Origin of the sequence: Blautia sp. MSJ-36, assembly GCF_018917985.1 — a bacterium.
Taxonomy (GTDB): Bacteria; Bacillota; Clostridia; order Lachnospirales; family Lachnospiraceae; genus Blautia_A.
On record NZ_JAHLPQ010000038.1, the window covers coordinates 1 to 25,433 of the forward strand.

The 25,433-nt window shown below is 43.0% G+C and carries 21 protein-coding genes and 1 pseudogene; 1 reads left to right on the forward strand and 21 read right to left on the reverse strand.

Annotated features, from left to right (window positions below; all coding sequences use genetic code 11):
* Positions 1-222: 222 nt before the first annotated feature.
* The 11 genes from KQI39_RS16050 to KQI39_RS16100 form a co-directional block, all read right to left on the reverse strand.
* Positions 223-873, reverse strand: coding sequence for a trimeric intracellular cation channel family protein (locus KQI39_RS16050; RefSeq protein WP_148447559.1), 651 nt, complete (start codon positions 871-873; stop codon positions 223-225).
* A gap of 200 nt (positions 874-1,073) precedes the next feature.
* Entirely contained in the window at positions 1,074-1,586 is a 513-nt protein-coding gene (locus tag KQI39_RS16055) for a transcription repressor NadR (protein ID WP_118062624.1), read from the reverse strand.
* 136 nt (positions 1,587-1,722) lie between these two features.
* A complete protein-coding gene (nadC, locus tag KQI39_RS16060) occupies positions 1,723-2,577 on the reverse strand; it encodes a carboxylating nicotinate-nucleotide diphosphorylase (RefSeq protein ID WP_118062625.1) in 855 nt (284 codons plus the stop codon).
* 22 nt (positions 2,578-2,599) lie between these two features.
* Positions 2,600-3,859 carry an FAD-binding protein gene (locus KQI39_RS16065; RefSeq protein ID WP_216419555.1) on the reverse strand — a complete coding sequence of 420 codons (1,260 nt, stop codon included), beginning with the start codon at positions 3,857-3,859 and terminating at the stop codon, positions 2,600-2,602.
* A 19-nt stretch (positions 3,860-3,878) separates the two neighbouring features.
* Positions 3,879-4,784 (reverse strand): quinolinate synthase NadA, encoded by a 906-nt coding sequence (nadA, locus tag KQI39_RS16070; RefSeq protein ID WP_021976265.1) that lies wholly within the window; start codon positions 4,782-4,784, stop codon positions 3,879-3,881.
* Positions 4,785-5,227: 443 nt separating this feature from the next.
* Positions 5,228-6,403, reverse strand: coding sequence for a MalY/PatB family protein (locus tag KQI39_RS16075; protein WP_216419557.1), 1,176 nt, complete (start codon positions 6,401-6,403; stop codon positions 5,228-5,230).
* A 31-nt stretch (positions 6,404-6,434) separates the two neighbouring features.
* The gene (locus tag KQI39_RS16080) at positions 6,435-7,334 is read right to left on the reverse strand and encodes a DUF3737 family protein (RefSeq protein WP_216419560.1); all 900 of its coding nucleotides are present in this window, start codon (positions 7,332-7,334) and stop codon (positions 6,435-6,437) included.
* A gap of 503 nt (positions 7,335-7,837) precedes the next feature.
* Positions 7,838-8,755 carry a sugar phosphate isomerase/epimerase family protein gene (locus KQI39_RS16085; protein WP_118062629.1) on the reverse strand — a complete coding sequence of 306 codons (918 nt, stop codon included), beginning with the start codon at positions 8,753-8,755 and terminating at the stop codon, positions 7,838-7,840.
* Entirely contained in the window at positions 8,752-10,857 is a 2,106-nt protein-coding gene (locus KQI39_RS16090; RefSeq protein ID WP_216419562.1) for a cytidylate kinase family protein, read from the reverse strand. The genes KQI39_RS16085 and KQI39_RS16090 overlap by 4 nt, the downstream gene beginning before the upstream one ends.
* A 45-nt stretch (positions 10,858-10,902) precedes the next feature.
* Positions 10,903-11,736: a sugar phosphate isomerase/epimerase family protein gene (locus tag KQI39_RS16095; protein WP_118062631.1), complete on the reverse strand. Its 834-nt coding sequence runs from the start codon at positions 11,734-11,736 to the stop codon at positions 10,903-10,905.
* A gap of 499 nt (positions 11,737-12,235) precedes the next feature.
* On the reverse strand, positions 12,236-13,240 hold the full coding sequence (locus KQI39_RS16100) for a Gfo/Idh/MocA family protein (RefSeq protein WP_021976271.1): 1,005 nt from the start codon (positions 13,238-13,240) through the stop codon (positions 12,236-12,238).
* 526 nt (positions 13,241-13,766) lie between these two features.
* Here KQI39_RS16100 and KQI39_RS16105 point away from each other — a divergent pair.
* On the forward strand, positions 13,767-15,050 hold the full coding sequence (locus tag KQI39_RS16105; RefSeq protein WP_021976272.1) for an O-acetylhomoserine aminocarboxypropyltransferase/cysteine synthase family protein: 1,284 nt from the start codon (positions 13,767-13,769) through the stop codon (positions 15,048-15,050).
* A 174-nt stretch (positions 15,051-15,224) separates the two neighbouring features.
* Here KQI39_RS16105 and KQI39_RS16110 read toward each other — a convergent pair whose 3' ends face one another.
* From KQI39_RS16110 to KQI39_RS16150, 10 genes and pseudogenes are all read right to left on the reverse strand, one after another.
* Positions 15,225-15,989 carry a peptidoglycan recognition protein family protein gene (locus KQI39_RS16110; RefSeq protein WP_216419564.1) on the reverse strand — a complete coding sequence of 255 codons (765 nt, stop codon included), beginning with the start codon at positions 15,987-15,989 and terminating at the stop codon, positions 15,225-15,227.
* A 41-nt stretch (positions 15,990-16,030) separates the two neighbouring features.
* Positions 16,031-16,324: a phage holin family protein gene (locus tag KQI39_RS16115; protein ID WP_216419566.1), complete on the reverse strand. Its 294-nt coding sequence runs from the start codon at positions 16,322-16,324 to the stop codon at positions 16,031-16,033.
* Between the two features lie 595 nt (positions 16,325-16,919).
* Positions 16,920-17,672 (reverse strand): peptidoglycan recognition protein family protein, encoded by a 753-nt coding sequence (locus tag KQI39_RS17975; protein ID WP_334300800.1) that lies wholly within the window; start codon positions 17,670-17,672, stop codon positions 16,920-16,922.
* 39 nt (positions 17,673-17,711) lie between these two features.
* Positions 17,712-18,203: pseudogene (locus tag KQI39_RS17980) on the reverse strand (glucosaminidase domain-containing protein); the annotation flags it as partial.
* A gap of 41 nt (positions 18,204-18,244) precedes the next feature.
* Positions 18,245-18,718 (reverse strand): phage holin family protein, encoded by a 474-nt coding sequence (locus KQI39_RS16125; protein WP_216419570.1) that lies wholly within the window; start codon positions 18,716-18,718, stop codon positions 18,245-18,247.
* Positions 18,719-18,876: 158 nt separating this feature from the next.
* Positions 18,877-19,437: an NYN domain-containing protein gene (locus tag KQI39_RS16130; protein WP_216419572.1), complete on the reverse strand. Its 561-nt coding sequence runs from the start codon at positions 19,435-19,437 to the stop codon at positions 18,877-18,879.
* Positions 19,438-19,843: 406 nt separating this feature from the next.
* Positions 19,844-19,999 carry an antitoxin gene (locus tag KQI39_RS16135; protein ID WP_216419574.1) on the reverse strand — a complete coding sequence of 52 codons (156 nt, stop codon included), beginning with the start codon at positions 19,997-19,999 and terminating at the stop codon, positions 19,844-19,846.
* A complete protein-coding gene (locus tag KQI39_RS16140) occupies positions 19,999-20,325 on the reverse strand; it encodes a hypothetical protein (RefSeq protein ID WP_216419576.1) in 327 nt (108 codons plus the stop codon). Before KQI39_RS16140 ends, KQI39_RS16135 begins: the two co-directional genes overlap by 1 nt.
* Complete coding sequence (locus KQI39_RS16145) at positions 20,325-21,869, reverse strand: hypothetical protein (RefSeq protein ID WP_216419578.1); 1,545 nt, start codon at positions 21,867-21,869, stop codon at positions 20,325-20,327. The genes KQI39_RS16140 and KQI39_RS16145 overlap by 1 nt, the downstream gene beginning before the upstream one ends.
* Positions 21,863-25,303 (reverse strand): tail fiber domain-containing protein, encoded by a 3,441-nt coding sequence (locus KQI39_RS16150; protein WP_216419580.1) that lies wholly within the window; start codon positions 25,301-25,303, stop codon positions 21,863-21,865. Before KQI39_RS16150 ends, KQI39_RS16145 begins: the two co-directional genes overlap by 7 nt.
* Positions 25,304-25,433: the final 130 nt, after the last annotated feature.

Sequence of the window (25,433 nt, forward strand, 5' to 3'; positions counted from 1 at the left end):
TTGTATGACTTAAACTGTTCTTATCCATTTTGGATACCTCCTTGATAATATTATGTGAGTTTTGCGGACCCACTTTTATATTATCACAGGAGGTTTTTTACTTGAAGCTAAAGCTACTCCCTCCACCTGCCGAGCAGGTGGTTTATTTTTCTGCCATACAGCCAGAAAAGATCCGGAACATTATCTTTCAAATGTTCCGGATCTTTTCCTGTATTACTACTCTTATTCTCTACGAAGCCTCGGCAGGTTCCACCGGTAATGAGCCGCCAGATACCGGATCAGTATCACCACCACAGTTCCGATCACCATAGCAGGGACGCCTCCCCACAGACGGTATACCCACACGCAGGCAATGGCTCCTACAATGGACGCGCAAGCATAAATATGACGCACAAAAATATACGGCGGCACGCCTGCCATCATATCACGGATCAGTCCGCCGCCAACGCCCGTAACCGTTCCAAGGAACACAAGGAAAAACGTCCTTCCCATATATCCTTCTGTGATCCCTTTATCCACTCCCATAACTGTAAACACACCCAGGCCCACAGAGTCCATCACCAGCATGATCTTATCATAGACCAGCCGGTTCTCTCCCTCCAGCAGTTCCTGTTTCCAGTACATTATGGCGAACACAATACAGGATGTCACCGTTGCCACAATGGTATATATGGGATTCTGAAACATTCCCGGCGGCACGATTCCCAGAATGATATCTCTGGTCGCTCCACCTCCCACAGCTGTCACCACTCCAAGAACCGAGATACCAAAAATATCCATTCCTCTCTGCACTCCTACCATTGCTCCGGAAGCAGCGAATGCAATCGTTCCCGCCATTTCCAGAATAAATGTAAATAAACTCTGATAATCCATTTCCCCTCCATACATATCCGGCTGCTGTTCTTTCTCGTCCCATATTTGCAGCCTGTTTTCCCCCACCTGTGCATTTTTTACAGGGTGCAAGAAGGAACCCTGTTCACACAGGATTCCTTCTCTTATCTTTCATTTCACTTTTTCTATTCTAACAGAATTTCCCTATTCTGTACATCTTTTCTTTTTGTATCCGATTTCTATTATTCTGCTTCGATCAGAAAGCCTCGTCTTTTCAGCATATCCTGGATCATATCCAGAATTTCTTCTGATTCTGCCTCTACTTTATGGTAATGGTAATCCGATGTAATATTCTTCAGAGGACTAGACTTACCGTTTCGAATGTCCTCCATAAAATTCTCCACCTGGCGCCTGGAACCGATATTCAGTTCTGCCTCGATGTGTCCGTAAACTCTGTGATTGACCATTACGTTGATCACTTTTCCGCCAAGATCCACAATTCCGCAGAGCTCATTCTCCAGATCCGCATCTGTATGATGCACCTTAAAGATCCGACTCACTGTATGCGGGGCGTTGAGGATATATCCCCGGTTGGTGGAGATCACATTATTCCCCTCTGCACGTATCAGTGCAATATCCTGCACGATCACCTGTCTGCTGACCTGAAATGTTTTGGCCAGAGCGCTTCCCGAGACCGGCCGGTCACTGTTTTTAATTTGATCCATGATCGCTGTCCTGCGTTCTGAACCAGTCATTTAAGCTTCCCCTTTCCTGGCTGTGCCTGTACTTTTGGTCCTGATATCTGCTTCCGGCAATACATCCTTCTGCTTTTCTGATGTTCCGGATATTTTTCTGTCACAGCACTCGGTATTCTGTAAAATTCCGTGATCTTCAGGAAAGCGGATGAAGGTTCTTCAGGGAAATATCAAGGATCGGTGCAGAATGTGTTAATGCACCACTTGATACATAGTCTACACCAACATCCCTGATCTTTGCAATATTTTCTTTTGTAACATTTCCGGAACACTCAGTTTTGGCTCTTCCGTCGATCAGCTGTACGGCTTCTTTCATCATTTCCGGAGTCATATTATCAAGCATGATGATATCTGCGCCTGCTTCAACTGCCTCTTTTACCTGGGCAAGGCTCTCTACTTCCACTTCGATCTTACGGACAAAAGGAGCATACTCCTGTGCCATTTTTACAGCTTTCGCAACGCTTCCTGCTGCTCCGATGTGGTTGTCTTTCAGAAGGACTCCGTCAGAAAGATTATATCTGTGGTTCTGGCCGCCGCCTACACGTACTGCATATTTTTCAAAAATACGCATGTTCGGTGTGGTTTTTCTTGTATCCAGAAGGGTGATGCCGGTTCCTTCAAGAAGGGATGCAACGGAATGGGTATAAGTTGCAATTCCGCTCATTCTCTGAAGATAATTGAGGGCTACACGCTCACCGGAGAGAAGTACACGGATATCACCGGTAACTTTTCCCATCTTCTGGCCTTTTTTTACTTCGTCGCCATCCTTGCAGAATAATTCTACTTTTGTGTCAGCATCCAGAAGTGTAAATACACGGCTGAAAATTTCCAGTCCGGCAATGATTCCGTCCTCTTTGCAGATCAGATCTACTTCTCCCGGAACCGCCTCTTTCATAACGGAATTGGTGGTAACGTCTTCACTTGAAATATCTTCTTTTAAAGCCTCCAGGATCAGGTGGTCTACCTGGAGTGTCATTGTGATCTTATTCATTATACAGTACCTTCTCTTTCTTTCACGCTGCTCCTGCAGCACTTTTCTTTTCAGTGGAGATTGCTTTTGCGGCACGTTTGGCAAATACAAGACTTTCCAGCAGGGAATTGCTTGCCAGGCGGTTGGCTCCATGTACCCCATTGCAGCTGGTTTCGCCTACTGCATACAGCTGGTCCATACTGGTCTTGCTGTCAGAGTCAACCCAGATACCGCCCATAAAATAATGCTGGGCAGGAACTACCGGGATACATTCTTTTGTTACATCGTAGCCTTCCTCCAGGCATCTTTCGTAAATATGCGGAAAATGATGAAGGATGGTATCTTTGTCAATGTTTTCCATGGAAAGCCATACATGGTCGGTTCCTTCTTTTTTCATCTCTTCCTGGATTGCCTTTGTTACCACATCTCTTGGAAGCAGTTCGTTGACAAAGCGTTCTTTTTTGCTGTTATAAAGCACTGCACCCTCTCCGCGGACGGACTCGGAGATCAGAAATCTGCGGCCAGGTTTCTTGGAATATAATGTCGTAGGGTGAATCTGTACATAGTCCAGATGTTCCAGACGTACATTGTGTTTTTTCGCAATATCCAGGGCATCACCGGTAAGGTGTGGATAGTTGGTGGAATGCTGATATCTTCCGCCGATTCCGCCACTTGCAAGGATAGTGTCTTCCGCGTAGATTTCTACCGAAAGCTCTCCGCCTGGCTGGATTTCTTCCTGGATTTTTACCTTTTCTCCTGCTTCCATTGCTTCCAGACGTGTTTTGTTTGCTTCTGCGGAAACTGCCTTCAATCCGATACATTTGCCGTTTTTTACAAGGATGTCCTGCATGGAAGTATATTCCAGAACGGTTACATTTTCAAGTTTCAGAACCTGTCCCAGAAGTTTTTCGGAGATTTCTTTTCCTGTAATATCTTCATGATAAAGGATCCTCGGTTTGGAATGTGCACCTTCTCTTGTGTAGGCAAAATCATCTCCATCCATTTTGAAGTCCACGCCGTAACCTACCAAGTCATTGATCACATCTCTGGATCCCCGGATCATAATGTCTACGGATTCTTTTCTGTTTTCGTAATGTCCTGCTTTCATGGTGTCTTCAAAATAGCTATCATAATCATTTTCATCACGGAGTACACAGATCCCGCCCTGTGCCAGGAAGGAATCGCTGCTTCGCATATCTTCTTTTGTGATGATCACGATTTTTTTGTCTCTTGGAAGTTTCAGTGCGCTGAACATTCCCGCAACACCTGTTCCTACGATTACTACGTCTGTCTTGATTTTCATTGTTTTCGCCTCTCTGTCTCTATTTTGCAAGTTCCAGCATCCGCTCCAGCGGTTTCTTTGCTTTTTCTCTTGTTTCATCAGTTACATGGACTTCATTTTCTCCGGTTTTCAGAACATGGAGCACTTTTTCCAGAAATACTTTTTTCATGTTTTTGCAGACTGGTACGGTTTCTGTGAAGTAGAATTTTTTGTCCGGGCAGGTGGTTTCCAGTTTGTACTGTACGCCACATTCTGTGCAGATGATGAATTCTTTGTTGTTGCTGTCCTGAGCGTATTTGATGATCCCGGATGTGCTTCCGATATAATCTGCCTGTTTCAGGACTGTCTGAGGACATTCCGGATGGGCCAGCACAAGTGCTTCCGGATGGGCTTCTTTTGCTTCTTTTACTTCTTCGGGATCCATAAATTCGTGAACGATGCAGAAGCCTTCGTTATAGATGAAGTGTTTTTCCGGTACCTGTTCTGCGATAAAGTGGGCCAGGTTTCTGTCTGGGATGAAGAAGATATTTTTATTTGGGAGTGCTTTTACGATCTTTACAGCGTTTGCGGAGGTTACGCAGACATCGGAGAGTTCTTTTAAGGCTGCTGTGGAGTTGATGTAACAGACAACTGCTACGTCGTCGTATTCTTCTCTTACTTTTCGGATTCCTTCTTCAGTTGCCATGTGTGCCATGGGGCAGTCTGCGTCCATTGCGGGCATGAGTACAGTTTTGTCGGGGCTTAAGATCTTGGCGCTTTCTCCCATGAAGCCTACGCCGCAGAATACGATGGTTTTTTCTTTTGCGCTGGCTGCAATTTTGCTAAGGTAAAAGGAGTCTCCTATATAGTCTGCTACGTCCTGTACTTCGGGGCGCACGTAGTAGTGCGCCAGGATGATGGCGTCTTTTTCTTTTTTTAATTTCTGGATTTCTTCTGCTACTGTCATTATTTTCACCTTTCCTACAGGGGTTTTTCTTTTATTCCTGCTTTTGTTTTGTGGTTTTTTCAAAATATCTTACACATAATACCATAGTTCTTTACATGTGACAAGACAGTTGTTTGATTTGTTGTAAAGTTTTTGTGAGGGAATGGATGGATTGGTTGCAGACGGACGGGGAGGGATGGCGAAGGGGTGTTCAAATTTTAAATAAAATGAATTCGTGTGTGTATTTATTTTGGGTTAATTAATTACTTGATATTTTTTTACCTGGTAAATTTAGTGATTAACATTTTTTTGAATAAAAAAGGCCTGGTGTTTACAACAATTACCAGGAATGTATATTCCGGGAAATTACTATAAACTCCAGGTCTCTTGATTTTTTCAGTTAGATGGGGTTATTGGAATTTGCTTCTGTTTCGTATCTTTGCTCTGAATAATTGTTTGGTTGTTTATTCGGTTTTATTTTTCTGTTCCAGGTATGCCTGGGTGCTGTCTTTCAGGCGATTGAGGCCGTCTATTACTGTATCTTTAGGGCAGGCGAGGTTTACGCGTAAGAAGCTTTGTCCGTTTTTATATTCATTGCCGTCGCATACGTAGAGTCCGCTGTGCTGGCGGATGAAGGTGCAAAATCTGGTTGCATCGTCGGTTACTGCGCGGCAGTCCAGCCAAAGCAGGTATGTGGCTTCTCCTCTGACTGCGTGGATTCCTTTTATTTCTTTTGTGATAAAGTCTTCTGCATATCGTCTGTTTTCCCAGAGGTATTCTCTTAAGTTGTCCAGCCATTCTGCTCCATAGTTGAATGCAGCTACCGGTGCAATGGCTGCAAATACGTTTGGTTCTGCCACTTCGTCTGTATTTAATCCGCGGTTGACCCGATGCCGCAGCACAGGGTTTGGAACGATCACTGCTGCTGTCTGTAGTCCTGCCAGGTTAAAGGTTTTTGTGGGTGCCACGCAGGTGATGCTGTTTTCTCTGCAGGTCTCAGATACTGAGGCAAAAGGTACATAGTCTTTGCCTGGTTTTGTCAGGTCGCAGTGGATCTCATCGGATAATACTAGCACGTGATGTTTTGCACATAGTTGGCCGATCTTTGCCAGTGTTTCTCTGTCCCAGATTTTTCCTACAGGATTGTGCGGGTTACAGAGAATCAGCAGGGATGCCTGTGGGTCTGAAAGTTTTTCCTCAAGGTCTGTGAAATCAATCTCATAGGCACCATTTTCGTAATGCAGCGGACTTTCCAGAATGAACCGACCGTTGTTGATGATGGAATTAAAGAAAATATTGTATACCGGAGTCATGACCACAACTTTTTCTGCTGTGGTTGTCATCTTACGCACAATGCTGGAGATTGCAGGTACAACGCCTGTGCAGAAAATCAGCCATTCCTTTTCGACGGCCCATTCATGGCGTGTTTTCCACCAGTTCTGATAGGCGTCATACCATTCATCTTCAATCAGGGTATATCCAAATACTCCGTGCTGTGCTCTTTTTACAATGGCTTCCGTTATCTGTGGAGCTGTCTGAAAGTCCATGTCAGCCACCCACATAGGAAGTTCTTTTTCTGTTACATCCCATTTCATGGAGCCAGTATGCCGGCGGTCTGTTTTTTCGTCAAATATGCTCATTTCTTTTTCCTTTCTTTATCTGTCAGAGCTTTTATGCTTCCGGCGCTTTATCCAGCTTTTCCCCAACTGTGGGACAGATAATTTCGGTTTCAGCCGGATCGATCTTTTCCGGATCCAGAATCAGTGTTTCGATCTCCTCTGCCTGAATCCTGCCTTCTGACGGATTCATGACACTTTTGATCCTGCCGTTGATCTGTGCATTGATCCCTTTCGAATACTCAAAAGCCAGAGTTGTATTCAGAAGGGTGCAGTTGATCATTTTCAGGTTTTCAATATAACACAGTCCCTGCAGACTTTCTATGGTACAGTTGATAAATGTGAGATTTTTTGAATTCCAGCCCAGATACTCTCCATGAATCACAGAATCATATACCGTAACATTTTCGCTGTTCCAGAAAGCATCTTTTGACAACATTCTGGCATTATGGACTTCCATATTTTTTGCACCATCAAAAGCATAATTACCAACAAGTTTAAAATCATCGATAGTGATATCTGTGCTGTTCATGCCAAAATAATCACCCCTGGCCTGTACATGTGCAAGTTTTATACCCTCACAGTTCCAGAACGTCTCTGCCGCATTGGCAAGATACACATTATCAAGGGTCACATCATGACAGCGGCGGAAATTTTTCGGCGCCTCAATCAACGTATCCTCGATCCGGATATGATCCGTATACCACACCCCAGAACGCGCCATCTCCAGCCAGGTACAATCCCTCGCCTCTATATTTTTGCTGTACCAGAGCGGATATTTCCATTGAAACGAACTGTTCTCCAATACAATATCCCGACTCTCCTTAAGCGGAGACTCCCCATCATTAAAAATCGTCTGTTCAATATGCAACTTCTTCCCATGAAACAAAGGACGCTCCCCTGTAAGATACGCACCCTTTAATTCTTTATCTGTTTTTATATTCTCTACACTCATTTTCTATCCTCTCTACATTCCTGTCATTCACACGTTACTTTTTATATTTTAACATCTAAAGTTTACTTTAGGTCAAGTATCTAATTGTTATTATCGCGTTAAATGTAAAGGTAACTTCCTGATTATAAGACTTAATTCCGGGTAGCTGACGTTAGGGGGACGGACATCGCCTCTTCATATAAACAATCGTTATCATTATACCCCACACATCATCTCACATACAAACTAAGCCATTGCAGCCGTCCAGCGAAGCGCCCGACGGCCCACCACCCACCGAGCAGCCACTCAACTTATCATCCTCAACAACCCTATACCTCCGCCCACACCGTCACACAGCCACCCTACCCCTCCCAAAATCTGTACGGACGCACACCCCCATCCAACTTTCCACTTTGAACACACAGCCCCGGGCAGCGGAATGGATCCGCTGCCCGGGGCGTCCGTTTTACTAATCAAAAAAGAAAAAATCCGCCGCACCCAGCACGACAGATTTTTCCCCACCACTATTTTAATAATTCCCGTTCAATCCTCTCCCGAGCCTCCGGTGCCTGCCTATCCATCTTCTCCGGAAAACCAAACATCGAAACACAGGCAATATTATCACCACCAGCCTTCGGTGCATCCACCCTCAGCTGTTTATTCGCAAAATCCATATCTCTTAAGGTTTCAAAAATACCATCAAAATCCACATCGCCCTCACCCATAGCAAGATGCTGATGTACCGTCACATCCGCTTTTCCACGGCCATTCAGCCACGGCGGATTTAAAATATACCGGCAGTCCATAGTCTGATTAAAAGTATCTGCAAACAACACATGTGTCAGCTCGTCTCCCGCATACTTCAGCATGGACCGCACATCTCCTTTGCCCTCATCATAGAAAAATCCATGAGGAGAAGAATACACATAACCAAGGTTCGGAGACCGGAAAGATTTTACCATATCACAGGTCTCATTATTCAGCTCGCAGAAATCATAAGGATGAGACTGGATCTCCACGCGGATACCTTCACGCTCGATCAGCGGAAGCAGCTCCTCCATGGATTTGAACCACATTCCATTGCAGATTTCCTGCTGGTTGGGATCACCGGAAAGCTCTGTATTAATAACCTTTACGCCCATATCTCCCGCAATCTGGATCATCCGTTTCCAGTTGGCAACTGCAAACTGTCTCTGTTCCTCTGTGGGGCCGGACCAGCGGTATACGACGATAAAGGAAGAAATCTCCACGCCGGTTTCCCGCAAAGCCTGTCTGTATTCCTGTTCACACTCCTTGGAAAACAGCGGATGTTTATAGAACGGATTGATCCTCGGATGTGGAGACTGCTCAATATATTTATATCCCCAGTCTGCCACCTGATGGACCATACGATTGATATCCATCTGTTTTGCAAGCACATCTACGTCAAATGCGATCTTCATGACGCATTCCCTCCTTTTTCTTCTTTATTTTTGATATAATCCAGGATCAGACCGGCCGCTCCGGCTGCACCTGTTTTGGAAACATTGATCACCATATCATAATAATGGGGATCGTCTCTGCGGATTCCGGTAAATTTTTCATAGTATTCATTTCGGATCTGGTCACGCTTCTTCAGCTCGTCAAGAGACTGGCCTTTATAATATTCCCGGCCTTCTTTTTCCCGGTAATCATCATCTGCATACACGAAAAAGCTGTATGTATGCGGTTCTCCGCGAAGCACATAGTTGGCACATCTTCCCAGGAATACACCAGGACGCCTCTTTGAAAGTTCACGGATGATCCGGCTCTGCACCTCAAACATCTGGGCGCCTGTATAATCTGCTGCCGCACCTGCCGATGAATGTCCGTACGGGGAAAACGTAAGCTCGGAATCTTCATAATTGTAAGAATCCAGATACTGTCTTACACTTTCCAGATCTGCTTTTTCCATACCGAATTTTTCTGCCATGAGACAGATGATCTGACGGTCATAAACCCTGCAGTCCAGCGCTTTTGCAACATCCTCCGCGATTTTTCTTCCGCTGCTGCCGTACAGTCTTCCAATCGCTACATTGATCCTGTTTCCGGAAACTGCCGGTGCTGGCATGGACTGGATCTCTCCCGGTACAGAAACGTTTCCTTCTCCGGATTCTCTCTGGATCAGTTCCCGCATCATCTTGTCATAGACTTTATCCAGCTGATAGCAGGCCGCGATCACAAACATCACTACCCAGATTGCTACCGGAACATACAGATAAAAACCTTTGATCACACGGATAGCTTCTGCAGACTGCTCTGCTGCGGTTGCCTTGGTGCCATCAAAATATGCAGCGGAAAGGATTCCACCCATGATAGCGGAAGTCAGTCCGGAACCGGCTTTCTGGCCCATGCTCATAGATGAGAACATCAGACCTTCCACACGTTTGTCTGTTTTCCACTGGCCATACTCAATGGCATCACTTGGAAGAGAATACTGCACGCCATAGAACGGTGCGATTCCGATTCCTCTCATGATACAGGTCACAACACCAAGAGAAACACTGGTAATATTCATCAGGAACAGAAGCTGTCCCGCAACACCCAGGATGCAGCCTGCACAGATGAGATTTCTTTTTCCATAGCGGGGAAGCACCTTTGGCAGGAGGGCAATTCCTGCCACAGTTGCCAGTTTCTCCGCTGCTGAAAGAGGCATAACAAGGTCTACATTTCCAAGTACATACTGACAATAATAGGTAAGGTCCGTTCCAATGATGATCTGATATGCAGTATAAAAGATCATCAGCCCCAGGGCGATAAGGAAATACCGGTTGGTAACGGTTGCTTTAAAAGCTTCCACAAAAGGAATATCTTCTTTTTCCTGTTTTGCCGCAGAAACACGCTCTGTACAGACCATGTAAGTGTTCACAAGCACGCCGACGGAAATGATCGCATAACCTGCTGTTACCAGGATCCAGGCCATCTGCTGGTTGCCGGTAACATTTGCCACGATATTGATCAGCGGCAGCGTGAACGCGGTAATGATCATACTTGCCGTGATAGACAATACCATACGGATGTTACAGATCACATCACGCTCACGGCGGTCACGGCTCATCAGAGATCCCAGTGCGTGGAACGGCTGGCTGATGGCAGTGTATACAACCGTGTTCATAATGTTATAGGTCACAAACGCATAGATGATCTTTCCCATGTTTCCAAACGGCGGCATGGTGAACAGAAGCACCGCTGCCAGCGCATAGGGAACTGCAAGTCTTAAGATCCAGATCCTGGCCTTTCCATATTTGGAATGAGTCCTGTCGATAATGGTTCCCATCAACACATCGGAAAATCCATCAAAAATACGGGACAAAAGCATGATCATTCCAACAGCTCCTGCTGAAATTCCAACAACATTGGTATAAAAATAGATCAGCAGAGTTGTTGTCATGGTATACATCAGCGTCAGCGCCGGGTCGCCAAAACAATACGCAAGTTTTTCTGACACCGGAACCTTGATGAATTCATTCAAGTCTTTACCCTTCTGCTTATAATTCAGCAATTCGGGGATTCCCTTACCAGCCATAGTATCTACCTCCTATCGGTTTAAGGTCGGACCTTTCTGAATGAATTATCCGAAATATTTCTGTACAAAATCTCTGGTAACTTCTGCTGCTTTTTTCACGTTGTCCTCGTGGCTCATTGCATAGTACTCCGGACGGAACTCTTCGATGGTGCATACACCGTCAAAACCGATCTCTTTCAGTGCTGCCGCGATTCCTGCATGATCTACCACGCCTTCTCCCGGCCAGAGTCTCTTGTCGTCTCCGCAGGAACCAAGCGGAAGATCCTCACAGTCATTTAAGTGGTATGCAAAAATCTTCTTGCCATCTGCTGCTTTCAGGTCTTCCAGACGGGAACACATCTCATGGAAATGGAAAGTGTCCACGGTAACGCCCACATTGTCTCTGTCTACTGCTTTTACCACATCGTATGCTGTTCCAAACTGGTTGATGGAGCAGTTCGGTGCACCACAGAACTCCAGGGAGATCTTCATATCTGCGCCCACTTTGTCAGAAAGGTAGCGAAGACGTGCAACTGCTTCTTCTTTGATCTCGCTGACAGATTTGTCTTTTACATCAAAACTTGGAACTGTTATCAGCATTTTCATTCCGATCGCTTTGGAAACTTTCAGGATAAAATCTACTTCTTCATCGATTTCTTTTTCCCCTGCCTCATCTCTCTGGTTGAAAAAGATCAGGGTGTTGTATGCCCACGGTTTCAGGTGATGATTCTTAAACCAGTCTGCCAGTTCTTCCAGTGTATGTTCTTTGAGATAGTCTTTTACGCAGTCAAAACGGATCTCAATGTAATCAAAGCCATATTTTTCACACATCTCCAGATCTGCCATAAGAGACTGTCCTTTGCATTCCAGTGCAGTTGCTTCATTAAATCCTAATTTCATCTTCGATACCCTCCATATGTCCGAAACCGGTGTACTTTGTCTGGATTTCTATGTCCTGTTTTCTGCGCACAGGGGAACCGCCCCTGTTTCTGTTGGATCATGCAGACTTTACCGATTCTTATTTTCTTTTTTATTTTTCTGTTGCTTTGTGTTTGTGCTATTTTGTATTTTTATTATCCGTATTTTCGATTTGCCAGCATGCAGGCATTTCTTTTCAGCCTGATCTTTCTGGTTACTCTCACCGGCAGATTTCCCGCTGCAGTTTCGATAAAACCGTATCGGAATCGGACTCTGCCGGTGAATGCCGCCACAGGCTCATTGGGAAAGCCTGCGACAATAAGCTGGTATGATAACTCACACTTGATGAGGTGGAGTTCTGTAAAATTATTGGATCAAGCGGATAAAGTCAATCGCATTCGCTGCTTATTTCTTTGTATGTCCCTGCCTGGGATCTTACTTGATCCTGTTTAAAGGTGGGGTTTACTTATCTGTAATATACTTATTTATAGAATTCCGGTTTCTCAACTGCTGTAACGATTTTCTCGATCTGTCCGGTTTCCTGTGCTTTTACAAGAGCGTCCGCTGTGATCGCTGCCAGGTATCCGTCCCATGCGTTCGGTCCTGTGATCACGCCTGCTTCTGCGTTGTCAACCCAGTCCTGAACCTCTTTATCGTAAGCATCTTTAAATCTTACGAAGCAGTCTGTGTCAATGGCACTGGATACAGCTGCGTTTTTGCGGATGGACGGGTAAGCCGGCTGTGCCATTTTCAGTGCACCATCCTCACATACCACTTCACAGTTGATGTCATATCCGAACTTGCAGTTTACAAATACTTCCACATCAATGCACACGCCTTTTTTGGTGCGGAGCATCATGATCTGCGGATCTTTCAGCTCAGAATGAGAATATTTGGTCACTCTTGGCATTACAACCTGTGCAGATTCATACTCGTCATCTACCAGCCAGTGAAGAACATCGATCTCATGGATTGCGGTATCGTGCACAGCCATTGGAGTATTATAATTGGTTCCTACTTCCGGGTTTCTATGTGTACAGTGAAGAATCAGCGGCTCGCCGTACTCTCCGGTTGCAAGGGCTTCCTTGATCTGCTGGTAGCCTTTGTCATAACGTCTCATAAATCCAAGCTGGATGAGATGTTTGCCTGCTGCTTCCTCTGCTTTCACTACTTTCAGGCAATCCTCAGCAGTGGTACATAATGGTTTCTCACAGAAAATCCTCTTGCCGGCTTCAATTGCCTGGAGAAGGGAATCTACATGTGCGAAGCCCGGAGATACGATAAATACTGCATCTACGTCCTCTGCGTTGATCAGTTCCCTGCTGTCTGTGTAAACTTTTGCGCCGCAGATCTCGGCTGCTTTCTTTGCACTTTCCTCAAATACATCTGAAACAGCTACTACTTCTGCTCCCTGGATCTTCTCGGTCAGTCTTCTGATATGATCTCTTCCCATTCCGCCGCATCCGATAATTCCTACTCTTAACATTTTAAATTCCTCCGTTCATTTTTTAACCGAATCAACTGTGAAGCAGTTATTCGGTTATGAGCAAGTAGCGAAGCGGATTGCGAATATCCGCTTGACTCCTTTTATTGTTTTCTGTTTTCGTGTTCTTTTTGATGATGTTATATTATCATTTTGTGCACGTGAACGCAATATCTTTTTTATACAAATTTTCCATTTTGTTTTTATGCGTTTTTCACGATTTGTTACTTTATTCACAAGTTTTTATTGATTTTACAGCGTTTATGCGTGATTTCTATTCATTTTGGATGTGTGTTTCCAGTACGTTTTCTGTTTTTTAATCTGTTAATTTTCTAACATTTTTTATGTGTGCACCAGAACGCAATGTTTTATTTCCCGTATACTCCGGTAAGGTTTATGGAGAATATTGTTGTATTTTCACACACAAAGAGTTATAATTACATATAGTTTTATATAAAGTATATAAATATATTCTCTTATCTGTATCCAAAACTTCTATACAAAAACACAACAGAAAGGATTTTTAAATATGAACGATTACAGCTTAGAAACCAAATGTATCCATTCCGGATACACTCCTTCCAAAGGCGAGCCATGCGCGCTTCCAATCTGCCAGAGCACCACTTACAAATATGACACCACCGATGAAATGGGCCAGTTATTTGATCTGAAAGCAGATGGATATTTTTACACCCGTCTCCAGAACCCGACCAATGATGCCGTTGCTGCAAAAATTGCAGATCTGGAAGGTGGTGTTGCCGCAATCCTGACTTCTTCCGGACAGGCTGCCAACTTCTATGCAGTATTTAATATCTGCGAAGCGGGTGACCATGTTGTTGCTGCTTCTACGATCTACGGAGGAACCTTTAATCTTCTTGCCGTTACTTTCAAAAAACTTGGCATTGACTGTACCTTTGTTGATACCGACGCAACAGAGGAAGAGATTGCTGCTGCATTTAAACCGAACACAAAAGTTCTCTTTGCGGAGACCATCGCCAATCCAGCACTGGTTGTCCTGGACATTGAGAAATTTGCACGGGTTGCACACAAAAATGGCGTGCCTCTTATTGTGGATAACACCTTTGCCACACCGGTAAACTGCCGCCCGTTCGAGTGGGGTGCAGATATCGTCACTCACTCTACCACCAAATATATGGATGGACATGCCGTTCAGGTAGGCGGCGCCATTGTTGACAGCGGCAACTTTGACTGGGATGCTTACGGCCATAAGTATCACGGCCTGACCGAGCCGGATGAATCCTACCACGGCGTGATCTACACCAAACAGTTTGGCAAAAAAGCCTACATCACCAAGGCCACTTCCCAGCTGATGCGTGATCTGGGTTCTATTCCGTCTCCAATGAACTGTTTTCTTCTGAATCTTGGACTGGAGACACTTCCGCTGCGTGTTGAGCGTCACTGCTCCAACGCCCAGAAGATCGCCGAATACCTAAATGCACACGAAAAAGTTTCTCACGTAAATTATGCCGGACTTCCGGATGATAAATATCATGCACTGGCTCAGAAATATATGAAGGACGGCCGTACCTGTGGTGTTATCTCCTTTGAACTGACCGGCGGCCGTGATGCAGCAGTCCGCTTTATGGACAGCCTGAAGCTTGCTACCATCGCCACACACGTTGCTGCTTCCATTACCATGGTTCTTCATCCTGCCAGCCATACCCACCGCCAGATGAACGATGAACAGCTGGTTGAAGCAGGAGTTTCTCCTGGAATGATCCGCCTTTCCATTGGTATTGAAAACGTGGACGATATTATCAAAGATCTGGATCAGGCACTGAAAAATGCGTAAATAAAAAATATTAAGGGAAAATCCATCAAATAATCGATGGATTTTCCCTTTGATCTTTTTTGTAAAATGGGTTAAGCGGATATTCTCAATCCCACAGGAAATTTATTTGGAATTATTTTAGTTGGTTAAAATCTATTGCCCAATATTTTCAAAACAGAATTCATTTATAATACTTCAGCGATCTGCATTCATATGTTCAACCACTTTCTTCCAGGTTTCTGTTCCGCAGATCCCGTCGGCTGTGAGCTTTACATTTTTCTGAAATGCTTTCAGCGAGGTTTCTGTCTGTGTTCCAAAGATTCCGTCCACTTTTACCTGGAGCATTGCCTGCAACATAGAAACAGCAGATCCAGTACTGTTTTTTCTGATGATTGGAAACTGCACATTTAGCTTCTCTGTTGTATCTGATTTTTTCGTATTTTTACTCTCTGCTGTTCCATTCTTATTTTGTGAGTTTCCATTTTTCATATATAGTTCTGTTTTTTTCACAAATTCCGTCCATTTCCCTTCATCCATGAGACGTCTCGGACAGTGTTTCCTGGACGCGTCGTAATGTCTTTTCAGCCGATCTGTTCCCCATCTATACTGTTTCAGTAAAAGAGCCGCCAGCTGTTCTGTCTTGTCTACCGCCGTATAATAATCTGTTTCCGGATTCACACAGATCTCGATATTGATAGAATTCCGGTTCGTGATTCCGTACTTTCCTTTTCCGTCCCCTACTGCCCAGGCACCATCGCTGTGGTCCAGTGTTTGATATACAGATTTTGAATCCACATAATAATGCACGGTACCAGCCAGATTGCCATTCTTCATTGCATTGGCATGAGCTTTGGCATCTGCCCCCTTACTCCAGTTATCCGTTTCATGGATCACAATATATGCCGGCCGGTTCTGACCGATATAACAATTCTTTTTGCTGATCATTTTTATGATATTCATAAAAAATTTCCTGTTTTTTGTCTTCTCTTTATTCTATGCAGCTATTCATCTTTTTCCAGCTGTTTGATCAGCTGATTTACATATGTAGAAAGCCCCGCCACCAGAACTCCCTGTGTCATGGAAGTAAATACAGCCATTGCGATATCCTGTGCCGTATTATAGGAACAGGTTGCAAAAATATAGATCCCGCATACAAGGATCCCCACACCTCCAAGTATCAGTGGAATATATTTATCCTTCACAGCCTGAGCTTCCTTCAGCGCAATTCCCATAAAATACAAAGCGACTGCTGTGATCAGCAGTTCCGGTTTAATATAATTCACAAGCGCTTCCATAAATCTTCTCCCTCCTTGCAGCTTTGTTTTATTTTATGAACTGCTCCGAAATTTGTTTCACAAATTCTTCAAAATTGCATCACGATTTGCTCACATTTTTTCGATATATTATTACCTGTAAACAGCAAGCAAGTAAATGCAACTGCTAAACAACTTTTTCTTTTTCATACTTTTAACCGGGAGCGTTAAAACTCCCGGTCTCCTTCCTTTTTAAATATAATTGTAATACAAAGCGGTCTTTCCCATTCCGCTTTACACTTCAAAAAGGATACCGTAAACTCATCAAGACTGATGACCTTACGGTATCTTTTTTATATTTTAAAAGTATTAACTACGAGTGTTCGCTACGTGTTAGATATATGTTAGCTATTCCTGTTTTTTCGCACTTTTTGAGAACATTTTATTTCCACTCAAAAAAAAAGACTGCAAACCCTTGAGTTTACAGCCTTTTCCAATATTTTTCGTTATTCGAAATTAGAACTTGCCAGCGTCAGCAGCTTCCTGTACGAAAACAGAAATTCCTTTATTCTCAGGCTTTTTCCGAATAATGTTAGCTATTTGTTAGCTATCGCTTCATTCTTACCTGTTCTTATGCTTATTTTGTGTTGGCTTTCATGTGTTCAATCACCTTTGTCCAAGTGTCTTTTCCGCAAATCCCGTCTGCTGTGAGCTTTACATTTTTCTGAAATGCTTTCAGCGAGGTATCTGTATCGTTTCCGAAATCACCATCCACCTTTACTCCGAGCATGGCCTGCAGCATGGATACAGCCGTTCCTTTGCTGCCTTTTTGGATTACCGGGAACTGGACTTCGATCTTGTCAGTTAATGTTACGGTGTTCTTTGTTGTCGTATTCTTCACTGTCGTTGCTCCCTTCATATATGCTACAGTCTTTTTTACAAATTCCGGCCAGCGTCCTTCTGCCTGGATCCGGCGCGGGCAGTTCTTCCTGGAAGCATCATAGTGGCGTTTCAGGCGATCTGTTCTCCATCCATACTGCTTCAGAAGCTGTGCTGCCAGCTGCTCCGCCTTATCTACCGCTTTATAGTAGTCTGTTTCCGGATTTACACAAATCTCAATGTTGATGGAATTACGGTTTGTGATGCCATATTTTCCTTTTCCGTCTCCCACGGCCCAGGCTCCGTCATTGTGATCGAGTGTCTGGTAAACAGACTTGGAATCTACATAGTAGTGCACGGTTCCGGCCAGATTGCCGTTCTTCATTGCTATAGCATGGGCTTTTGCATCCGCTCCCTTACTCCAGTTGTCTGTCTCATGGATTACGATATAAGCAGGCTTATTCTGGCCGATATAGCAGTTTTTCTTGCTGATCATTTTGATGATGTTCATGGCGTTGCTCTCCTTTTCTGTTTTTGATGTCTTGATAGATAATATGTCGTTCAATATGTTGATGATCTTCTGGCCGTAATTCCGGCCGGATGCCCAGCCCAAGCCCTTCGGGTTTTCGTGAATGCCGAGATGCTCGACATATTCTGCGCTGCCACGTACTACGTAAGTATATCGCGGATCCACACAACGATTCTTCAATCGGTCCGTAGAAGCATATGCCTGCAGGTGCTGGATCTGTGCCCGGATGCCCTCCGCTGGGGTCTTAAAACTGCTTCCTTTCATACCTGTTTGGGTTACGCCCAGGCCACAAAAATTATTCTGGGTAAGCGTTACTCCTGACCCACTAAATGTAAAGTCCCCAGTTTCCAAGCAGGACTGGGCAAAAGCAATATCTCCACGAACGTTTTCTGCTGTTCCTTCAGTGATGTATAAAGGAATCATTTTTACGACGGAATCCGATACCTGCGGATTAACCTTCTTAATATAGGTTCTCATCTGTTCAATGCTTGCCTGGGATTTTCCCATAATCTTTAGCATGTTGTTTCTCCTTTACTGATAAGAAAAGAGGACGATCACTCGCCCTCTGAATTTTCTTTTTCTGTATCGATATTGACTTTATCTTCCACCTGAGATTTTACATGTGTTACAAGTGGAATCAGGAATGCCGGGATTGTCACTCCCATGTCTTTGATATTTTCCAGGATACTGATGATCTCGTTGCAGATGATCCAGATTGCAACAATACAGGCTACCAGGAATGTAAATGGTAATGTGATACCTGCAGTCTGGGACGCATATAAAAGAAGCTGGTCAATGATCGCTCCCACGATTACCAAAAGCCACATACACACCTTTTTCATAATTCCACGGATGCTTTTATATGAGTTGATGTCCTCAGATCTGTATGTGGATGCCATAAGGCCGGTGGCATAGTCAAGTACGTTGCAGGCCACCATAAGTAAAACTGGCACCGTCAGTACTCCTAAAGCAGAGCTGATCAGTGCAAAGATTGCTGTAAAAAATGCTTTGATGTAATTTTCTTTCATTATTTTTTCCTTTCTCCGATGTTGCGCCGGCGCAATTTTAATAAGTATAAAAATAAGAGTCTTTCGGCTCTATTGTAATTCTACTACGATATATAAAAATGAGACTGTAACCACCAGAAACATTTCTGATCTAACAGTCTCATTTTTAATTTTAACCTTTATAACGGTTCTGCCATCCTTGTGTCTTTTATAAATGTTATATTCTTATAGTATTTTTCAAGTTCTACATATTTTCCATTATTTTTTGCAAATTCTTTTAATAGCTTATGACAAGTTGCATCCCAAGAATAGACCTCAAACTTCCATCCTTTTTGAGCCAAGCGCCTGGCATCAGCTAAAAAGCCCTCTCCATCATTTATTCCCGCTCCATCACCAGTCAATAAAGCAACTGTTTTCGGTTCCGGACTATCCATATACAACCTCAATAACGCAAGTTGTAAAACATGGTCTGTTGTATCAGCTTCTCCATCTGATATACTCCTCGGAAGCAAAGAAGGTGTAATTCCTAATTTCCTTATCTGATTCCATAACGCATCACCTTTAGGCGGTACACTTCCCGCAAAATATATATTTTCAACTTCCCTTTCTTGAACCACAAGTTTCAGTAAATTTGAAAAATATGTTCTATACAATTCTTTCTTCGCTGTTGGTTCCAACATTGGTCGAACTTGATTCAAACCAGCATAATGAATATTCGAATTATCCCAAAAAATATACATAAATTCCCCTCCACATCTATACTATATTTATTCTTCTGGCAATATTATAAATCATTGAAAAATCCTTCACAAGTATTTTCAGTTAATTTTAATAATTTCTAGGTGTCAATCTTTTGATTGCATCCGTATATGCCCGTGCAAGCGCTTTCTTCCCCTCATCATTATACGGATGCGTTCCGTCTGTAATGTACATTATATGATTCCACGGATTTACACCAGTGCTTCCCCATAAATCAAAAAAATTGATTGAAAAGTAGTTAGCAACATTCTTTATTGTTTACCCCTCATACCAAACACCTTTTCCGGTTGCTTCATAATCTGCTGTATCTTTTAATTTATTTCCAGTACCCAGACCACTCCAACCACTGCAAATTACAATCAACGCGTTAGGGCCCGCTTTAGTTAATTACTCTAAATTCAGTGCTTCTCGAATCGCTTCCAGATCATCTGTTGTCAATGCTGGATAATCCGCTGCAATGTCCTCGAATACTTCTCCGTTCTTAATTCTGATACGGAATGCTCTTACCATGATTTTTAATTTAAGTGTGTTCAATGTTTTCATTATTCATTTCCTCCTATCAAATCTGCCATCATTAAAACAAGGTCGTCTGTTGCACTTTCAAGTGTATCAGTACGCTGTTCTACTTTATCCAGTCGTTCCTCTGCGGTCAGTTGTTGCTCTGGCATTTCTGCTTGTATCTTCTCCATTTCAGCAATCTCTTCGGATGTCATATCTCTGTAGACCATTCCCATCACTGGTACTTCACGGGTGCGGGTTTCTTCATGCTCCTCAGTGATGAGTTTGCCTTCGTTATCATACTCATCTGGGATGGTTACTTTGTATTCCTCTGTACGGGTTCCTGTTTGTTTGTATTCGGCTATTTTCATCAGTTATGCCCCCTTATGATCATTCGACTACCAGAAGGAATGCTTGCGCCACTTATAATAACTCCAATTCCCGTTAAAAATGGAAATTTACCAGCACTATTATAATTGATTTTTGCTGTTGAATACTTAAAAGTGTTTGGACTTATTGCACCTATCTCACTTTTGTATGACTCACACCCAAACAGAGAACTACTGTTTTCACCACCTATGTATCCAAACTCTTCGATATCATAAAACAAAAAATTCATATTTTTTGCGCTTTCATATGCGGCTCCAGTCGTACTATTTCCGCAAATTAATCTAGGTTGGATATAACAGTCTACTGTTATAAGTTGTGATAACAGTAAAACTACGCTATATTTTCGATAACCCTGCACACTCACACCATCAATAGAATTTACATCTTCATCTAATGTGATATCTGCAATGGTAGTCCAAGTTCCCATCCTCTCCCTAGCCGCCGCCTGTTCCTCTGCTGTCCATGCAGTACCTTTTCCGTCACACATGGCGGCTTTGACGGCGTAGTCAATATCATTAGCCAAAATTGGCGATCTGTTTCTAGTTCTATTTGCTATTTCAGTTTCCGTTGCTCCCATCACAAGCAGAAAATTTTGGATACATTGTAATCCGAAACCGTTCTTAAATTGAACAAGCCCGCTTTTGCCAAGACCCATCATTGGTATCTCCGCAACTCCATCACGCACGATACTCTCGCCATCAATCCGCACATCCAAGTTACTTCCACCACCGTCAGCCCATTCACAAATGAATGTGCCATCTTCGTTGACGGATTTTACCCGAAGAATTTTGCCGATAGTTGGGGCTTCGGCTGGTTTGGTAATTTTATCTTCCTTTAGTGAATCAGTTATTTTGTTCACTTTAGCGAAGTTTTCACCTACGGCCTTTGCATCAGCTGCTTTCCCTTCTGCTGTTAAAGTGTTATCAAGGCTTTCGGCTATTGCCTGGATCTGTTTTTGTCCGGCCTGTTTTATAGCGGCTTCTGCGTTGTCAATCTTAGACACCATTTTTGCAGCTTGTTCTGCATAATATTTTGCGTTGTCCCGTGCCTGTTCCGGATGATCTTCCCGGCCATGCGCCCAGGCTTCCGCATCTGCCGCCTGTGTGGATGCATTTTTCTCTGATTCCTTTGCTCTCCGCTGATATTCCGCAGCCGCCGCAAGAGTGTGGTGAAACAGGTCTACATCCTCCGGCGCTTCGAAATTCTCTGGTGCTTTTCTGCGGTTGACCGGAAGAAGGATCGTGTTGACCGTTTCGCCTTCTGTAGTATCTGACAGGTAGATATAAGCTGTGATCATTCTCCTCTGTTCCAGAGCGATGTTGGGGATATCTACTGTAGATACCCCGTCTACAGTAGAACCGGTAACTACTTTCGCCTTCTCAATGTCTTTCCAAGCAAAATGAACCTCGAATACTTCTGGAAGATCCAGACCTTTAATCTGAATTTTCTGGCCGTAATCGTACTGCCAGAGTTCATCGTCTATCTCAATTTCTTCTCCCCTTCGGGAGAATTCTGCAATCAGCATCGCCTCATCCTCTCTAATGTCTTTATGCGCTTATTCTGTTTCCTTACGATATTTGTTAATTCCTGTATAGCCTTAATGGCGTACTCTGTCAAAAGCAATCTATCAATCTGCTTAATATTCATACTTCCATCTTTGTTGTATCCGCCCCCTGCAGTTAATAAGGGATCTATTTTTTCAATTTCGTCAGCTACAAGTCCTATTTTTTGATGTATCTCAGATGTTTTCCAGTCAAATGATCGTACTTGCATTTTCATAACCGCCATTAAAGCACAGACTTTGCTGTTTTCAATGTTCTTCTTTAATCTAACGTCAGAAGCAGAATCGTTGTACAGTACTTTCGTGGTATAGTTGCTTGAACCCCATTGTGCCGATATAGTTAACGCCGCTTTGCCAGATTTTACTGATGATGATAAATACGCCACTCTATTTAATATATTGCTCGCCGATGCTACAGGTCTTCTCCGTGTACTTGTGTTCGAATCTTCCTCTTTATAATCTCTAAACGTAAATGCTCCAGCAACATAGGCGTCTCCTTTTAGTCCTGTTTTTCCACCTACCGAAAGTGTTCCGTTTGTTGTTATATTGTTTCCAAATGAACATCCTTTTGTGTATACCGTATCTGAATTAATCCTATCTGCATTTATGGTTACTTTCTTTTTCGTATACTTCAGAATCCAGTTCGAATCCGGTTCCACTCCATTTATCCAAATTTCTTGTATTCCATCTGTCAGGCTGTATGCTTTGATGCCAGTTCTCCCGAACAATAAACCTGAATAGTTGTCGTCATTTGTATATTCCGTATAGTATAAGGTTCCATCGGAATCCTGTTTACAAACTTTGTTTTTGCCAGTTCCGAATTGCATTGATCCGTCTATTGCGCTCAGAATCGCTCCTCTTGATGACAAGGAGCTGTCCTTTATATTCCATCCTCCAATTGTTCCGTATATGACGTCAATCGATCCATCTGTATTTACTTTAAAATAACTATTTGCAGTAACTGTTCCTTCTAAGCTGATTTTGTTTGATTTTATAGTTATTTTTTCAGATGACTGATTTATTTCACTAATTAAGGAAGCCTTGTCTGCTTTTGTTCCCCACTCAGAACTGGATTTTACTGTTGATACAATTGCACTATCTGTTATTTTCAGAGATGCTTCGCTTTTCCAACTTTCCAAATTTGCGACTTTTTGCTCTGTTGTATTCAGCGCATCTTTGGTAGCATAAGTGTTTGACACAGACATTTCGACTTTGCTTGTTTCCTGCGTTATTATCGATCTGATTGTCTCTGTTGTGCTATAATCATTGTCAATCCGTGTAGTAAGTGAAGTAAGACTACTCGAAAATTCATCTACACTGGCTTTATATTCTGCAACTTTGCTGTCTAATGATGTGTATTGCCCGCCCACTGTGTCATATTGCGTTTTAAGATCTGAAATTTTACTTTCAAATCCCGAAACCGTCTGTTCTACAGAATTTAAACGGCTGTACATTGTCGTTTTTCCGTTCTCCAACTCTGTAATTTCGCTTTCCGAAATAAGCGCACTAATTTTCCCTTGAATAGCAGAAATTTCCGTGCTGTTTGTAGTCACATCATCTGTCAGATTTTCTATTTTTAGCCTCAGTCCATCATAGCCACTTTCGATTGTGGTCATACTTTCTGACATTTTATCCTGATCTGATTTTATTTGAGAATATATCTGATTCAAGTTTTGATTTTGTTCATCCAGCCAAATTCTTGAAGCTTTGATTGTTTCCGTACTTGCATTTATCTCCGTAAATATGCTCGCAATATCTAATTTCTTCGCAGATATATTTGCATCACCAGAAACCATTTTGTCGATAATTAATCCTTCGGCAATTGCCTCGGGTTTCACTCCGGTCGAGTCAATTAAAATGCCTTTTCCATCCGAATCAAAAAGGCAAAATGTAAAATTACCTTTCGCATCGCGTCCAGCCTGCATTCTTACTGTCCCGTCAGTGTCTTTCCATTGCTGTGTCGCTCCCTGGATTAAAATTCCCCCATCATCAGAAAGAATTCTGAATTTATTTGTACTTATATCCCCTGCGAGAAGGTCTGCAATAGTAACGGTTTGCATTACCGCGGTTTTTATCAATGCCGATTCTATCGTTGCATTCTGTGAAGTCAGATGTATATTTTCCAGATCTCCAACTCCCGCCGAGCCCGATAGTAGAGTTTTTATGTTCGCATAATCAGCATCCAGCACACTGATTTTTGCATTTGCAGCTTCGAAGTTTGTTGCCGTCAGATCTTTGAAATCCCCTAATTCTCCGTGTAGTTCCTGTACGGTTTCTTTTACTACGTCCAGATCTTTGATTGTTGCATATGTGATATTCGCAGTATCCACATCTAATTTATTGATGATTGCTTGGTTTATTAAAACCAATTCCGCGTAGTACCGATCCATTTCTTTTATTTTTGGGCCCTTATAATCCATATTCGTCTCTTCTTCAGAGAGTCCTACAGCTTCGATAGAGTAAGTTAAGCCTCCATCGTATTCCCATTCTACTTTCATAGCCGGAACTTTGTAAGAATTTCCCGACAAATCTTTTATGGTCAATACGTCCCACACGTCCAGTCTGGGATCGCCCAGCATTTTCACAGTTCCTGGCATATATGAAAATCCTTCAAATGTTGTAATCACATCATTGAGAATCGTCTGTGTCATAAACGGATTATAAAAAGACACGGACCTTGTTCCTGACCCGGCTGATATGGAAATGCTGTTTCCATCTTTATCTTGTCCTGTGTTGCATACGAGCTTCGAAACATTAAATGCATAATCGTTATGTTCGAAATTGTCCCAATATCTACCGGGTTCTACTTTATAATCAGAATCTTCGTATGTGCGTAATTCAATCCGACCTGTACGATTGCATGTTGCGAACGCCCCGTAAAACTGTGATACATAAGAAAGAACTTCCCTACAACTATACCCTCTTGGAACATTCATGGGGATGCTCGCTAAGTTAGATGTCACTACCGGAATTCCCGTGATCTCTTCAATTGTTTTTAAAACTTCAACTGTAGTTGTAGTTGTACCATTCATAGAAAATGGCCGCTCCGTATTCATCATACGATCGTAAGCTGTAAATACAATCTGATCATCTGCTTTTTTGGGCTTTCCCGCTGTGAAATATCCTATCGGAACATATTCTTCCAGTCCATTTACATCCATTCCGACCTGCAAAAAAATTTCTTTTCCTTCGATCAGAAGGTTTCCATCCGGAATTGTTACTTCAATATACTGTGACATAGTTGATCCGATGGAAAAATCATCTTCGCTTTCTGACCCGCCAGTAAATTTGATATTTTTAACTTTTGTGACCGACACATTTTCGTATGTAAGTAGAACTTTAAAAGTTCGCGAATCCTGCTGTACCAGGTTTTCAAACGCTTCTGTCGACCGATACATAGGATCGCCTCCTAGTATAATAATGATGTAGTCAATCAAGACTACTTGGTTAATAAGTTTCTATAAATCAGATAACAGAAGAAGGGGTTCTTCCTTCATCAGATGTTATCCGTAATAATGATCATGTCTG